13 protein-coding genes are annotated in these 14099 nt (G+C 29.4%); 8 read left to right on the top strand and 5 right to left on the bottom strand.

What is annotated here, in order from left to right:
- Nucleotides 1–17 precede the first annotated feature (17 nt).
- Complete coding sequence (locus tag JL105_RS10015) at nt 18–698, bottom strand: CAP domain-containing protein (protein ID WP_132028237.1); 681 nt, start codon at nt 696–698, stop codon at nt 18–20.
- A 338-nt stretch (nt 699–1036) separates the two neighbouring features.
- Between JL105_RS10015 and JL105_RS10010 the strand changes: the two genes are divergently transcribed.
- The gene (locus JL105_RS10010) at nt 1037–1585 is read left to right on the top strand and encodes a hypothetical protein (RefSeq protein WP_132028240.1); all 549 of its coding nucleotides are present in this window, start codon (nt 1037–1039) and stop codon (nt 1583–1585) included.
- 43 nt (nt 1586–1628) lie between these two features.
- Here JL105_RS10010 and tyrS read toward each other — a convergent pair whose 3' ends face one another.
- Together tyrS and JL105_RS10000 are read right to left on the bottom strand one after the other, a co-directional pair.
- The gene (gene tyrS / locus JL105_RS10005) at nt 1629–2858 is read right to left on the bottom strand and encodes a tyrosine--tRNA ligase (protein ID WP_132028243.1); all 1230 of its coding nucleotides are present in this window, start codon (nt 2856–2858) and stop codon (nt 1629–1631) included.
- Between the two features lie 326 nt (nt 2859–3184).
- Nucleotides 3185–3562: a class II SORL domain-containing protein gene (locus JL105_RS10000; RefSeq protein WP_132028246.1), complete on the bottom strand. Its 378-nt coding sequence runs from the start codon at nt 3560–3562 to the stop codon at nt 3185–3187.
- Between the two features lie 252 nt (nt 3563–3814).
- On the opposite strand from JL105_RS10000, the gene JL105_RS09995 reads away from it, so the two are divergent.
- A complete protein-coding gene (locus JL105_RS09995) occupies nt 3815–4957 on the top strand; it encodes a THUMP domain-containing class I SAM-dependent RNA methyltransferase (protein WP_132028249.1) in 1143 nt (380 codons plus the stop codon).
- A gap of 88 nt (nt 4958–5045) precedes the next feature.
- The gene (locus JL105_RS09990; RefSeq protein ID WP_132028252.1) at nt 5046–5576 is read left to right on the top strand and encodes a cob(I)yrinic acid a,c-diamide adenosyltransferase; all 531 of its coding nucleotides are present in this window, start codon (nt 5046–5048) and stop codon (nt 5574–5576) included.
- Here the strand turns inward: JL105_RS09990 and JL105_RS09985 are convergent.
- The gene (locus JL105_RS09985) at nt 5573–6865 is read right to left on the bottom strand and encodes a methyl-accepting chemotaxis protein (RefSeq protein ID WP_132028255.1); all 1293 of its coding nucleotides are present in this window, start codon (nt 6863–6865) and stop codon (nt 5573–5575) included. The two genes, JL105_RS09990 and JL105_RS09985, sit on opposite strands and share 4 nt — an antisense overlap.
- Nucleotides 6866–7049: 184 nt before the next feature.
- Between JL105_RS09985 and JL105_RS09980 the strand changes: the two genes are divergently transcribed.
- From JL105_RS09980 to JL105_RS09960, 5 genes are all read left to right on the top strand, one after another.
- Nucleotides 7050–8174, top strand: coding sequence for a SpoIIE family protein phosphatase (locus JL105_RS09980; RefSeq protein ID WP_132028258.1), 1125 nt, complete (start codon nt 7050–7052; stop codon nt 8172–8174).
- A gap of 23 nt (nt 8175–8197) precedes the next feature.
- Nucleotides 8198–9505: a glucose-6-phosphate isomerase gene (locus JL105_RS09975; RefSeq protein ID WP_132028261.1), complete on the top strand. Its 1308-nt coding sequence runs from the start codon at nt 8198–8200 to the stop codon at nt 9503–9505.
- A 164-nt stretch (nt 9506–9669) separates the two neighbouring features.
- The gene (locus JL105_RS09970) at nt 9670–10449 is read left to right on the top strand and encodes a short-chain-enoyl-CoA hydratase (RefSeq protein ID WP_132028264.1); all 780 of its coding nucleotides are present in this window, start codon (nt 9670–9672) and stop codon (nt 10447–10449) included.
- 19 nt (nt 10450–10468) lie between these two features.
- On the top strand, nt 10469–11323 hold the full coding sequence (locus JL105_RS09965; protein ID WP_132028267.1) for a 3-hydroxybutyryl-CoA dehydrogenase: 855 nt from the start codon (nt 10469–10471) through the stop codon (nt 11321–11323).
- Between the two features lie 110 nt (nt 11324–11433).
- The gene (locus JL105_RS09960) at nt 11434–12414 is read left to right on the top strand and encodes an LCP family protein (RefSeq protein WP_158280029.1); all 981 of its coding nucleotides are present in this window, start codon (nt 11434–11436) and stop codon (nt 12412–12414) included.
- A 13-nt stretch (nt 12415–12427) separates the two neighbouring features.
- On the opposite strand, the gene murC is transcribed toward JL105_RS09960, so the two are convergent.
- Nucleotides 12428–13828 (bottom strand): UDP-N-acetylmuramate--L-alanine ligase, encoded by a 1401-nt coding sequence (murC, locus tag JL105_RS09955; RefSeq protein ID WP_132028273.1) that lies wholly within the window; start codon nt 13826–13828, stop codon nt 12428–12430.
- Between the last annotated feature and the right edge of the window lie 271 nt (nt 13829–14099).

Raw genomic sequence — 14099 nt, 5'->3', positions numbered from 1 at the left:
TTTAGATAAAGTTAATATTAATCTGTAAACATCTGAGTCCAATATGTAGTACCATTGATTTCAGCATAGCCTACTCCAATTTTACCAAAACTAGGGTTAAGTATATTTGCTCTGTGTCCTGAAGAATTCATCCAGCCGTTGACTACTGATTCGGCACTAGCATAACCTTTGGCAATATTTTCTCCTGCTATTCTATATTTAATGCCAAAGTTTTTCATCATATTGAATGGATCTCCATATGTTGGAGATGTATGATTGAAATAGTTTTTATCTGCCATATCTTGAGATTTTATTCTAGCAACTTTTGATAATTCACTACTATATATTAAAGGTGTTAATCCTTCTTTTTGTCTTTCTATATTTACAAGTCTAACCACTTCTTTTTCTATCGAAGTACTAGACTCTACTTCGATTTCTGGAATTGGATTACTTGATTTTGTTTCAGGATTAGAAGGCTTGTCCAAACTATCATCTGTATATTCAGGTGTTAATCTAATAATTATATTGTTATATCTATTTTGTAAATAGTTATTGGAGTAGTTATTATAAGCAATGACATACCCTCTCCTATTATACTGACCATAAGGGCTATAATAGGTGTTGTTCTTATAGTTAATATTTGCAGCCTGACCTACAGATGTTGATAAAAGTATAGTTGTAGCTAACGAAATCAATATTTTTTTACTATTTTTATTCATTTTGTTTCCTCCTTAAAGTTTAAATTCAATCTGACCTCCTTTCTTTTATTTTTTAAAAGTATAACATTAAACTTTTATTAAATAAACACTCAATAGATGGAAGGTTAACATAATATTGGTATTTGTGTTAAAGTTGAAAATTTCTGAATAATAGGCACTTCAAATGAATTGACAACGTTTTATAACTACACTACAATTAAAAGTAAAGATAAATTAATTTATTTACACGCTATTTAAGTCAGAATTCAGAAAAGAGTGGTCTTATGTAAAGCTCATAAAAATAGTGGGAATATGAGAAAAATGTGAGGTGTTATATTAAAACTAATGGGGGTTATATTATGAAAAAGCGATTTATAATTTTAATCATTATAATATTAGTTATATTTTTTATAGTTGCTTACAACCAAAACTTAAAGACCGAGGAATATATATCTAACCAATTACATGATCATTATGCAGTACTAACCCCTATTGCTTCAGATATAAGAAAATATAGTAATCCTGATTATTTTAATAAGGACGAACTTTATATAGGAAGTTTGTTAGAGACTGCAATAAATTTTAAACAGACTTTAAACAGCTATGTAAATGCATATAACAAGAGTCAAAAAACAAAAAATGATAATATACGAAGAATTAAGTCTTTGGTAGATAATTATTACAATTTATTTGTAGACTCAGTAAGTTTAATTAACCAGGTAGATTATAGTACTCTAAATATGATAAAAAATGATCTTGAAAAATGGATTTTATGGATAGAAGAAAACTACATATTTACTGACAAAGATGGTTATCATGTTTACAAAATGTATACTTATGAAGATATGGTTGAAAGTGGGCTAATAGATGAACTTGACTTAATAATTTATGAGGCTGACTCAAAATGAGTTTACTTAACTATTTTGAGTCAGCCCCTTTATATAATCAATATTATTTTATTCTTATTTGATGATATACTTTTTTACCTTTTCGCAACATTAGTTTGCCATCTTTAAAATCGTCGAGAGTAATGACTTTAGAAATATCGTTTGCTTTTTCATCATTTATAGAGATACCACCTTGTTTAATAAGCCTTCGTGCTTCACTATTAGATTGAGTAAGACCTACTTTTGTCAACAAATCTAGTATACCAATACCTTCTTTAAATATTTCCTTTTCAAGTTCAGTAAAAGGTATAGAAGCTTCATCTACTTTATCACCTTCAAATAGAGCTCTAGATGCTTTTTGTGCTTTCTTTGCCTCCTCTTCACCATGGACCATTTTGGTTACTTCATAGGCAAGAACTTCCTTGGCTTTATTAATTTCTGCTCCCTCTAATGAACCTAAACGTTTTACTTCTTCCATAGGAAGGAATGTTAATAAGCTCAAGAATTTTTCTACATCTCGATCGTCTGTATTTCTTAAATATTGATATAATTCATATGGAGGAGTTTTTTCTGGATCTAACCATATGGTACCAGCAGCTGTTTTACCCATTTTAGTTCCAGCAGCAGTAGATAATAGTTTAAAGGTCATAGCATATACTTTATCTTTTTCAAGCTTTCTAATTAGTTCATATCCTGCAAGGATATTAGACCATTGGTCACTTCCTCCTACTTGAAGCTTGCAATTATAATCTCTATAAAGCTTTAAAAAATCGTAAGCTTGCATAAGCATATAACTAAATTCAAAGAAAGTTAAACCTTGTTCTAATCTATTTTTATAGCAATCAAATGTAAGCATTCTATTTACAGAAAAATGAACTCCCACTTCTCTCATAAATTCCAAGAAATTTAAATTTAATAGCCAATCAGCATTGTTGACTATTATAGCTTTGTCATTATCAAGATCAATAAATCTAGATAATTGTTCTTTGAATTTATTAGCATTATGTTCTATGGTTTCTTTATCAAGCATTTTTCTCATATCAGTTCTTCCTGAAGGGTCTCCAACCATAGTAGTTCCGCCACCCAATAGAGCAATAGGTCTGTGCCCAGCTTGTTGCATATGCATCATAACCATTATTTGTATAAAATGTCCTAAAGTTAAGCTGTCAGCTGTAGCATCAAATCCAACATAAAAGGTAACCGATTCATTTCCTAATAATTCTCTAAGTTCGTCTTCATAAGTTACTTGATCTATATAACCTCTTTCTTTTAGTACATCAAATACATTTGACATTTTATCCCTCCTATATTTGTACAGAAAAATTTTATTTAAAATAAAAAGGGGCATCTTCTTTGTAAAGGACGAGAAGACACCCCGTGGTACCACCTTAATTCGCATAAAGCCTCTAATCACATAACGGGTGATAGCCGCAATGGTTTCCCATTGATGCTCTGGATTCGTAATTCGCTCAATTATTAGGTTACAGACCTCTCACCGTATGGTCTATTCTCTGTATTTAACCATAAAAGAGCTACTATATCCATCATAGCATTATGTTCATTTTAACATGTATGTTAATATATATAGGAGAGATTGTCAAGGGGAAATAATGAGTTTATCTAATCTTCTATTTTTATTTCCTTACTATTTTCCCATAATCCATGAATATTACAATAACTAGCAGCATATATAGTACCAGATTTTTCAGCTTTAAACTTTAATGTCACATAAGGTTCAGTAAAAACATCATATTCCCCATGGGATACAAAATCACAATTACCAATTTCTACGGGGAATTTTCCTCCTTCTGGTTGGAAATAAACTTTGATCCATACTATATGATGTTCTAAAGTATTAGGATGAGGTATTTCTTCACCAATATTTACATTTACTTCGATTAATTCACCTTTTTTAGCTGTTTCAGGTGCATGAATAACAGGAACGTGTTTTTCACCTTTCCAATCTCCACTTTGATATAAGGAACTTAATTTTTTCATGTGTACATCCTCCTTCTATAAATTAAATTAATTTATATTTTTATAAGCTATGCCTGTTTATTTATATACCCATTTTTTAAAAAAACACACATGTTAAAACAAAGTATATGAACATACTTTCTATTTATGTCTTAAATAAGAATCTAAGAAAAAGATAACAATATCAGATATAATATAGCTTGATAGATAAAATTGAATGATATAATTTAGTAATGGAAAAAACTTAATAAGGGAAAGGAAAGGAAGATTAAAATGGAATATATAGAGTTAATAGCAACTTCTACTTTTGGATTGGAAGCTGTAGTAAAAAGAGAGTTATTAAACTTAGGTTATAAGGATTTAAAGGTAGATAATGGTAAAGTAACTTTTAAAGCCACAGAAAGGGATATTCCAAAGACTAATTTATGGCTAAGATCTGCCGATAGAGTGTTACTAAAGATGGGAGAGTTTAAGGCTACAACTTTTGATGAATTATTTGAGAAAACTAAAGAGCTTCCTTGGGATGAGTGGATTACAGAAGATGGGGAGTTTACTGTAGAAGGTAAATCGGTGAATTCTCAACTTTTTAGTATATCTGATTGTCAAGCTATAGTTAAAAAGGCTGTAGTGGAGAAATTAAAGAATAAGTATCATAGGGAGTGGTTTGAAGAGACTGGAGCAAAATTTACCATTGAAGTGTCTCTATTGAAAGATATTGCAACATTAACTATAGATACCTCAGGAGAAGGATTGCATAAAAGGGGCTATAGGCTTAAAAGTGTTAAAGCACCATTAAAGGAAACTTTAGCTGCTGCGTTGGTTCAATTGAGCTATTGGAATAAAAATAGGTTTTTAATAGATCCATTTTGTGGTTCTGGAACCATCCCTATAGAAGCAGCTATGATAGGCAAAAATATTGCTCCAGGATTGAATAGAAATTTTGCTTCAGAAGGTTGGCCGAGGGTTAAAAAAGAATATTGGCAAGATGCAAGAAGAGAAGCTTGGGATATAATGTTGTTAGGTGAAAAATTAAATATATTAGCTTCAGACATAGATAAAGAAGCAATTGAGATAGCTAAGAAAAATGCTGAAAGTATAGCTTTAGAAGAAGATATAGAATTTATAAGGACAGATTTTAGAGATTTAAACATACAAGAGAAATATGGAGTTATTATAACTAATCCTCCTTATGGAGAGAGGATTGGAGAGAAAAAGGAAATAGAACAGCTATATATAGATATGGGAAATAAATTTAGAAAACTAGACACTTTCTCCATATATGTATTAACATCTAATGAGGATTTTGAAAAATTATATGGTAAGGTAGCTGACAGAAGAAGAAAACTATATAATGGGAGGATTAAAGTAGATTACTATCAATATTACGGTCCAAGACCTCCTAAACATATTAGATAAAATATTATATTAAGTTTATAATATTATTAGATATAATTATATGAGTACAAGTAAACAATACTACTTGATTGAAAGAGAGGTGATTTATGTGAGTATATATACAAAGACAGGGGATAAAGGCACTACAAGTTTATTTGATAATAAGAGAGTTTCTAAAGATGATATAAGAGTGGAAAGTTATGGGACAGTTGATGAACTAGTGTCATTTTTAGGACTAGCTAAAAATTATGTAGAAGATAAAGATATATACAATATTATCCATGAAATTCAAAATAAGCTATTTATAGTTGCTAGTAATCTAGCTACAGAAGATCAATCTAAAATAAAATATAGGATAAAAAAAGAGGATATTAATTATTTAGAAGATAAGATTGATGAATATATGGGGAAATTGAAGGAACCAACAGGATTTATAGTACCTGGTTCAGGAAAAGGTTCTGGATATCTTCATGTTTGTAGAACTGTATGCAGAAGGGCAGAGAGAAGGATAATTACCCTAAGAGGTCACTCTACAGTAGACCCCTTGGTAATTAAATATATAAATAGACTTTCAGATTTAATATATGCTTTGGCAAGATTTTTAGAAGAGGAAGAGGTGTCTGTAAAATATGAAGATTAGATTTTAATATTTTCTACCATTTTTTCAAGTTCAATAGCTATATTAGATAAATCCTCTATGGCAGCATTTATTTCTTCCATTGAAGCTAGATTATTTTCTACAGCAGCAGCACTAGTTTGAGAAGCTGCTGTTGTTTCTTCTGATATTGCAGATATTTCAGATGCTCTTTCTAAAATATATTCACTGTTGTTTCTTACTTCTTTTGCAGCATCTGTAATTTCTATTATAGATATATTAATTTGATCTATATACATTAAGAGATCATCAAAAGACTGTTTTGTTGAATTAGCCATATTTACACTTTCATGTACAACTTCACTTACTTTATCTATGCTAGTAACGGCTTCATTACTGCTGTTAGTAACATTTGATGTAATGGATGATATTTCTTGGGAATGTGAGTGAGTTGCATCAGCAAGCTTTCTAATTTCTTCAGCAACTACTGCAAATCCTCTACCTGCATCCCCAGCCCTTGCAGCTTCAATAGCAGCATTTAAAGCTAATAGATTAGTTTGTTCTGCAATTTCATTTATTATGAGTACTATATTATCTATATTTTTTATTTGATTATTCAATTCTTCTATTATATTAGAGGTATCTTTAGTATAATCTTCTATTTGGTTTACCATATGAATTATCTCATCTACATCTTGAGTACCTTTATCGGCAGATTTTGCCATAAATGCAGCTAATTCTGTACCTTGTTTTGCATAATTTTCTGTATCTTGAGATAGCATGTTTAAATTAGAGATAGCTTCACTTAATTCTGTTATATTTTTAGAAGTATTTTCAGAACCTTTAGCAATTTCGTCTACGCTCATAGCAATATTTTCAACAGAGTTTGTAGTGTCATCAATAACATGAGATAAGTTACTAGTATTTTCTGCTAAAACCTTTGAATATTTTTTTATTTTTCTAATTATGTTTGCCATATTATTTATTATTGTGTTTAATAATTCGCTAATGTAAGGAATTTTTTTGGATTCTTTGATTTCTTCTATTTTAGAGAAATCTCCTTGAGCTACTCTGTTCATGTCCATATGTAGTTTATCTAATGATTTTATAATTAATTTGTTAAGTAAAGCATATATAACTATGCCTATTATAACCATGTTAATGAGAGCAGAAACTAGTATACTCAGTGTTGGGCTTAATTTTAAATCTATTTCTATAGCTTTAAATATTAAATTAGATATTGTAATACTTAAAAAAATTATTATAAAAGTTACAATAAGAAATTTGTATTTTATACTATCAAATTTCTTTTGATTTTCATCTTTTTTAAGCATAAGATCCCTCCTATAAAATTGTATTATACATATATGATACTACATATCTTGGTTAATGTTAAGATGAAACAATATTTTATTTTTAATACTTTATATGTAGGTGAAAGCAATAAAAAACTTTGAGTTTTAAAAACTAGTATGGTATTATTAAACCAAGTATTTAATAATCTTATTAGGTGATTTTATGATAGGAAAAAAACATATAGATTCTATAGGGAAGATGTTAAAAGAATATAATGCATTAAACTTTCATGTTCTAGAGAGCATGGCTGATTGGGTGAGAGTGGTAGATTATGATGGAAATATTTTGTATGCAAATAAAGCTATGAAAGAATCTTTGGGGGATAATATAGTAGGAAAGAAATGTTATGAAGTTTATGTAAATAAAGAACCATGTGGATTTTGTATTTCTAAAAGAAGCATCGAAACTAAAGATACTATTCAAAAAGAGGAGATAATTAATGGTAAGTATTTTTCAGTTAAAAGTTCTCCAGTATTGGATTTGAATGGAGAAGCTATAGCTGCTGTGGAGGTATTTAGAGATGTAACTAGGGAGAGAAAACTAGAATTAGAGCTTATAGAAAAAAACAAGAAGATGAGCAAGGATTTATTATTTGCTAAAAGGCTTCAAGAAAGGATATTACCTAAAAAAGGTATATATGGAACATTAAAAATAGATCATCTTTATAAGCCATGTGAAATGTTAAGTGGAGATATGTTTGATATTTATCATATAGATGAAGAGAATATAGGGATATATATATGTGATGTAGTTGGGCATGGAGTTACTGCTTCTATGATGACCATGTTTGTAAGGCAAACCATGAGAGCTATAAAGGATGATATATTAAATCCAGGATCTGCTTTGACAGAACTTCATAAGAGATTTGTTACATTAAACCTTGATGTAGATAAATATTTCACCATTTTTTATGGAGTATACAATATTAGGACTAATCAATTTAAGTATTCAAATGCAGGTCACAATTGTATACCTATAATATTTAATGATTATGAAACTACATTAATTAAAACAAAAGGATTCCCCATTTCACTAATATTCAATGATATACATTATGAAGAAAACCAAATTCAATTAAATAAAGGAGATAAGGTTTTGTTCTATACGGATGGTATAACAGAAGTAAGAAATATAGATGGAGAGGAGTTCGGAGTAGAAAGATTAGTAGATGTTGTAAATGAACATAAAATACAAGTATTAGATATAATAGTTGAAGAAGTTGAAAAGTTTAGATGGGGAGAGCAAGAGGATGATTTTGCAATAGTTCTTGTTGAGGTTATTGAATAATAAATATAAATGGAGGTATGATGATGAACAATATAACATTTGATTATTCCAATAGTTTTGTTAAAGAGCATGAAATAGATTATATTGAACCTTTTATAGTTACTTCTCATAACCTACTTCATGAATATAAGGGGCAAGGTAAAGAATTTACTGGATGGATAGATTTGCCTAAGGACTATGATAAAGAGGAGTTTGAAAGAATAAAGGAGTCAGCTGAAAAAATTAGAAAGGATTCTTCAATTTTTATTATCATAGGCATAGGAGGTTCTTATCTTGGTTCTAGAGCATGTATAGAAGCTTTAAATCATAATTTTTATAATCATCTACCAAGGGATAAAAGAACAGGTCCTCAAATATATTATGTTGGGAATAACATAAGTAGCAATTATATAGCTGATTTATTTGATGTGATAGAAGATAAGGACATAAGTTTAAATGTAATATCCAAATCTGGAACTACCACAGAACCTGCTTTAGCCTTTAGATTATTTAAATCCTATATGGAAGATAAATATGGAAAAGAAAAGGCAAAAGAAAGAATATATGTAACTACAGATAGTTCTAAAGGTGCTTTAAGAAAATTAGCTGAAAAGGAAGGATATAATACATTTGTAATACCAGATGATGTAGGTGGGAGGTACTCCATATTTACAGCAGTGGGATTACTTCCAATAGCTGTTTCAGGAATAAATATAGACAAACTTTTAGAAGGTGCCTTTGATGGGATGGAGGAGTATTCAGTAAGTACATTAAAAGATAATATATGTTATCAATATGCAGCTGTTAGAAATATATTGTATAGCAAAGGAAAAGAAATAGAGATATTAGTAAACTATGAGCCTAATTTGTACTATCTAATGGAATGGTGGAAACAATTGTATGGAGAATCAGAGGGCAAGGATGGGAAAGGCATATATCCTGCATCAGCAAATTTTACTACAGATCTTCACTCTTTAGGGCAGTTGATACAGGATGGGAAAAGAAATATATTTGAAACTACTATACATGTAGAAAGTCCTAGAAGAGACATACAAATAAAAGAGGAAAAGGATAATTTAGATGGATTAAATTTTTTATCAGGAAAGAGCATAAACTTTGTGAATAAAAAAGCATTTGAAGGTACATTAATGGCTCACACTAAAGGAGGAGTACCTAATTTAGTAATTGGATTACCAAAAATGAATGAATATTTTTTTGGTAAACTTATATATTTTTTTGAAAAATCTTGTGCTATAAGTGGTTATATATTAGGGGCCAATCCATTTAATCAACCGGGAGTAGAGGAGTATAAAAAAAATATGTTTAAGCTTTTAGGTAAACCTGGATATTAATTTATATGTTAAATATTAAATTCTACCAAAAAATATTTAAATTTTTTGGTAGAATTTTTTATGGAAAATTAAAAAAAATATTGTTAATAATATAACAAAAATCATTGCAATTTTGTATATTTTTTGATAATCTAGAATTAGATAAACATAAAGGAGGGATGAATATGGATTTTGAACATTTACTATTTGAAAAAAAAGGCAATATAGGTATATTATCCATTAATAGACCAGATGCATTAAACGCATTAAATTCTAATGTGTTAGATGAATTAAATGAGGCTGTAGATATAATAGCAGCAGATGAAGAAGTACATATACTTATAATAACAGGGGAAGGACGAGCTTTTGTTGCAGGAGCAGATATTGGTGAAATGAAAGATATGAATATACTTGAAGCTAGAAAATTTGCAGAAAATGGGCTTAAAGTTTTTAGAAAGATAGAATTAATGGAAAAGCCAGTAATAGCTGCTGTAAATGGATTTGCTTTAGGAGGCGGTTGTGAATTATCTATGTGCTGTGATATTAGGATAGCATCTGAAAAAGCAAAATTTGGGCAGCCAGAAGTAGGACTTGGAATAATTCCAGGATTTGCAGGCACTCAAAGATTGGCGCGATTAGTAGGTATAGGAAAGGCTAAAGAATTGATATTTACATCGGAAATGATAGATGCAAAAGAAGCTTATGAAATTGGACTAGTAAATAAAGTTGTTCCAGCTGAAAAACTTATGGAAGTTTCTATGGATATGGCGGAGAAAATTGTAAAAAATGGGCAAATTGCAGTAAGATTTGCTAAAACAGCTATAAATAGAGGAATAGAAACAGATTTAGAAACTGGAATGAACATTGAAAAAGATTTATTTGCATTATGTTTTGGTACAGAAGATCAAAAAGAAGGTATGAAAGCGTTTTTAGAAAAACGCAAACCTAATTATAAATTAAAATAATATTTGGAGGTGTTAAATTATGAAAACAATTGGTATATTAGGTAGGGGAACTATGGCTTCAGGCATAGTTCAAGTACTTATTCAAAAGGGTTATGATGTGATAATGTGGGTTAGAGATATAGACCCTTCAGATCCTAGAGGTAGCCTAAAAATTGTTGATAAGAATTTAGACAGATTAGTTAAAAAGGAAAAGATTACTAAAGAAGACAAGGAAGCTATGTTAAATAAAGTGGAAATAACCACTAAATATGAAGATTTAAAGGATTGCGATCTAATTATAGAAGCAATAGCAGAAGATATGGATTTGAAAAAAGAAACATTTAAAAAATTAGATGAAATTGTGAAAGAAGAAACAATATTAGCTACCAACACATCATCCTTATCAATTACTGAAATAGCAAGTGCTACCAATAGACCAGATAAGGTAATAGGCATGCACTTTTTCAATCCAGTACCTGTAATGAAACTAGTTGAGGTAATAAAGGGTATAGGAACATCAGAAGAAACAAAGGATACTATTATGGAACTATCAAAAGATTTAGGTAAAACTCCAGTAGAAGTAGAAGAGGCTCCTGGATTTGTAGTAAATAGAATATTGATTCCTATGATAAATGAAGCAGTAGGGATATTAGGAGATGGAGTTGCTGCTGCAGAAGATATAGATGAAGCTATGAAATTAGGAGCTAATCATCCAATGGGACCATTAGCTTTAGCAGACTTGATAGGACTAGATGTTTGTTTAGCTATTATGGATGTATTATATGAAGAATTTAAGGATCCAAAATATAGAGCTCATCCTCTTTTAAGGAAGATGGTTAGAGGTGGACATTTAGGTAGAAAGACAAAAAAAGGTTTTTATGACTATAACAAATAAATAGTAAATATATAGCAAAAATTCCCTAGTTTACTAGGGAATTTTTGCTATATAAAAGTATATATTGGACACAATATATAAAAATGATGTTATGGAAGGTGGCTTATTACATGAAACGTTTTTGGAGTGCATTTATTGTGTCCTCTATACTTTTTTTTATTGCTATATATTTAGGTTCTTATTCTTATTTAAAGTTTAATACTCCTTTAGTATATCCCAATATATCTGGAGGATATCATCAAAAGGAAAAGATTAAAAAAAATAAAAAATTAGATATAGTAAAAGAAGAATTTACATCTCTTGAAGAGGCAATAGAAAAAAGCAATAGGGTTAATTTTATGGTGTTAGGAATGGAAGATATAAGAACGGATACTATAATATTTGTTTCTGTGGATTTGGATAATAAGAAGGTGGATGGGATATCAATCCCCAGAGATACTTATATTCATAGAAAAGGATTTGATAGTGCTGAACAAAGAAAGATAAATGCTGTATATGGTGATCATGGTATAGAAGGAGTAAAGAAGGCTTTAACCTACATATTAGAAGGAGTTCCAATTCATCATTATATAATGGTGGATTATGAAGGGGTAGAAAAGATGGTAGATGCTATAGGAGGAGTGGAAGTAATGGTACCCTTTACTATGAAATACAAAGATCCTACAGCAGATCCTCCTTTAGACATATATATAGAAGAAGGAAGACAAATTTTAGATGGAAAGAAAGCTTTGGATTTTTTAAGATATAGAAAAGGTAATAATAAAAGAGAAGGATATATAGATGGAGATTTAGGGAGAATAAGAGTACAACAACAATTTATCCAATCTTTTGTAAAAAAAGCATTAACTTATCGTTTACCAATTATAGCAAAGAAAGGGCTGGAATATACGAAAACGGATATAAAAATAACAGAAGCTTTATCCTATGCTACAAAATTTGCAGGTATGAAAGTGGAAAATTTCAAGCTTGTTACATTGCCAGGCGTAGCAGAGTTTAAGCCTTTTGATGGAAAACTTTTATCATATTTTATATATGATCCATTTGAAACTAGAAAATTGTTAGAAGAAATATATAATGTGAAAAACCCCTAGTAAATAATAGGGGTTAAATTGCTTCTTTTTTGTTGTTTTTCAATAAGGATTCTCCAATAGTATATACATTTCCAGCACCCATTGTGATTATAACATCACCACTTTCAGCATTATCTAATAAATAGTTTTCTATTTCCTCAAATGAAGACATATATTTAGCATCTACACCATTTTTAATAAGTGCATCTACTAAATCTGTAGAGTGAATTAGTCCTGTATCCTTTTCTCTTGCAGCATATATATCAGGTATTATAACTTTGTATGCATTTGAAAAGGATTCAGTAAAGCTATCTAATAATAGTTTTGTTCTGGTATAGGTATGAGGTTGAAATACACACCAAACATGACCATTAGTAGAGTTATGTAAAGCTTCTAATGAAGCTTTAATTTCTGTTGGATGGTGGGCATAATCATCTATTATTTTTATGCCATTTTTAATTCCTTTTAGTTCCAATCTTCTTTGAACACCTTTATAGCTTTCTATAGCTTCTATTATGGTTTCAATAGGGATACCTAAAGTATGGCTTGCAGCAATGCTAGCTAGGGCATTGTATATATTATGTTTACCCATTACGTTTAATTGTATTGGGTATAAAGCTTTACCTTTTATATTTAGCATAAAATTTGGATAGCCTTCTGGACTAAAAGATATATTTTCAGCTGTATAATGGGCATTTTTTTCTATGCCAAAGGTAATTACATTTGCTTTTGTGTTGTCTATAACTCTTTGAGCATTTATATCATCTATATTTATAATCAAATAGCCTTCAGGTGGAATATTTTTTCCATATTCAACAAAAGTATCCACAATATGATCTAAATTTTTAAAATAATCTAGATGATCTTCTTCCATGTTTAATATAATTGCCATAGTAGGATAATACTTTAATATATTACCTTTATATTCACAAGCTTCTGTTAGTATATATTCTTTTGATCCTAATTTTACATTACCCCCTATTTCATTTAATTGTCCTCCTAACAATATTGTTGGATTTAAAGTGGAACGATTAAATATTGTAGCTAACATGCTAGTGGTAGTAGTTTTACCATGAGTACCAGATACAGCAATAGAATTAGTATAATTTTTCATAATAGCACCTAAAAATGTAGCTCTATCTACAGTGGGTATATTATTATTAAATGCCTCCATCAATTCTTCATTATCATCAGATATTGCATCAGTATATACTACTAAATCTGCACCTTTTATATTATCTTTACTATGTCCTATATGTATATCAGCACCTAGCTTTTTTAATCTTTCTATTATATAACTATTATTCGTGTCAGAGCCAGAAACTTTATAACCTTCTGTTAATAAAATTTCTGCTAGACCACTCATGCTAATTCCACCAATACCTATGAAATGAACATGATTATATTCGTGGTCATTTATAGAAAATGAAAACATAAATTTACCTCCTATACAGTTCAAATTAAAAGTTTCTCTTTCTATTATTACCAAGTTGAATATTAATATTATTTTATTCTATTTTAATTTTTTTGTCACTGTTTGATTATATCATATTACTATAATAATAAAAAGGCAACATTTATAAGGGTTTTATTACTTAAAGGGACTTTATAATACTTAATTTATCAAATTTATAAAAATAAGTATTAAATAAATAAATATGCAGTTATTTAAAAAAATAAAATACTTTTTTAAAAATAAGAAGGAT

The sequence above is a fragment of the Keratinibaculum paraultunense genome (genome assembly GCF_016767175.1).
Taxonomy (GTDB): Bacteria; Bacillota; Clostridia; order Tissierellales; family Tepidimicrobiaceae; genus Keratinibaculum; species Keratinibaculum paraultunense.
Note: the sequence above shows the minus strand (reverse complement) of the source record. Positions and strands in the feature narration are given on the sequence as shown.

Excerpts from the sequence above, each read along its gene's own strand:
- JL105_RS10015 (WP_132028237.1), bottom strand. The coding sequence starts at position 698 with ATGAATAAAAATAGTAAAAAAATATTGATTTCGTTAGCTACAACTATA.
- JL105_RS10010 (WP_132028240.1), top strand. The coding sequence starts at position 1,037 with ATGAAAAAGCGATTTATAATTTTAATCATTATAATATTAGTTATATTT.
- tyrS (WP_132028243.1), bottom strand. The coding sequence starts at position 2,858 with ATGTCAAATGTATTTGATGTACTAAAAGAAAGAGGTTATATAGATCAA.
- JL105_RS10000 (WP_132028246.1), bottom strand. The coding sequence starts at position 3,562 with ATGAAAAAATTAAGTTCCTTATATCAAAGTGGAGATTGGAAAGGTGAA.
- JL105_RS09995 (WP_132028249.1), top strand. The coding sequence starts at position 3,815 with ATGGAATATATAGAGTTAATAGCAACTTCTACTTTTGGATTGGAAGCT.
- JL105_RS09985 (WP_132028255.1), bottom strand. The coding sequence starts at position 6,865 with ATGCTTAAAAAAGATGAAAATCAAAAGAAATTTGATAGTATAAAATAC.
- JL105_RS09980 (WP_132028258.1), top strand. The coding sequence starts at position 7,050 with ATGATAGGAAAAAAACATATAGATTCTATAGGGAAGATGTTAAAAGAA.
- JL105_RS09975 (WP_132028261.1), top strand. The coding sequence starts at position 8,198 with ATGAACAATATAACATTTGATTATTCCAATAGTTTTGTTAAAGAGCAT.
- JL105_RS09970 (WP_132028264.1), top strand. The coding sequence starts at position 9,670 with ATGGATTTTGAACATTTACTATTTGAAAAAAAAGGCAATATAGGTATA.
- JL105_RS09965 (WP_132028267.1), top strand. The coding sequence starts at position 10,469 with ATGAAAACAATTGGTATATTAGGTAGGGGAACTATGGCTTCAGGCATA.
- JL105_RS09960 (WP_158280029.1), top strand. The coding sequence starts at position 11,434 with ATGAAACGTTTTTGGAGTGCATTTATTGTGTCCTCTATACTTTTTTTT.
- murC (WP_132028273.1), bottom strand. The coding sequence starts at position 13,828 with ATGTTTTCATTTTCTATAAATGACCACGAATATAATCATGTTCATTTC.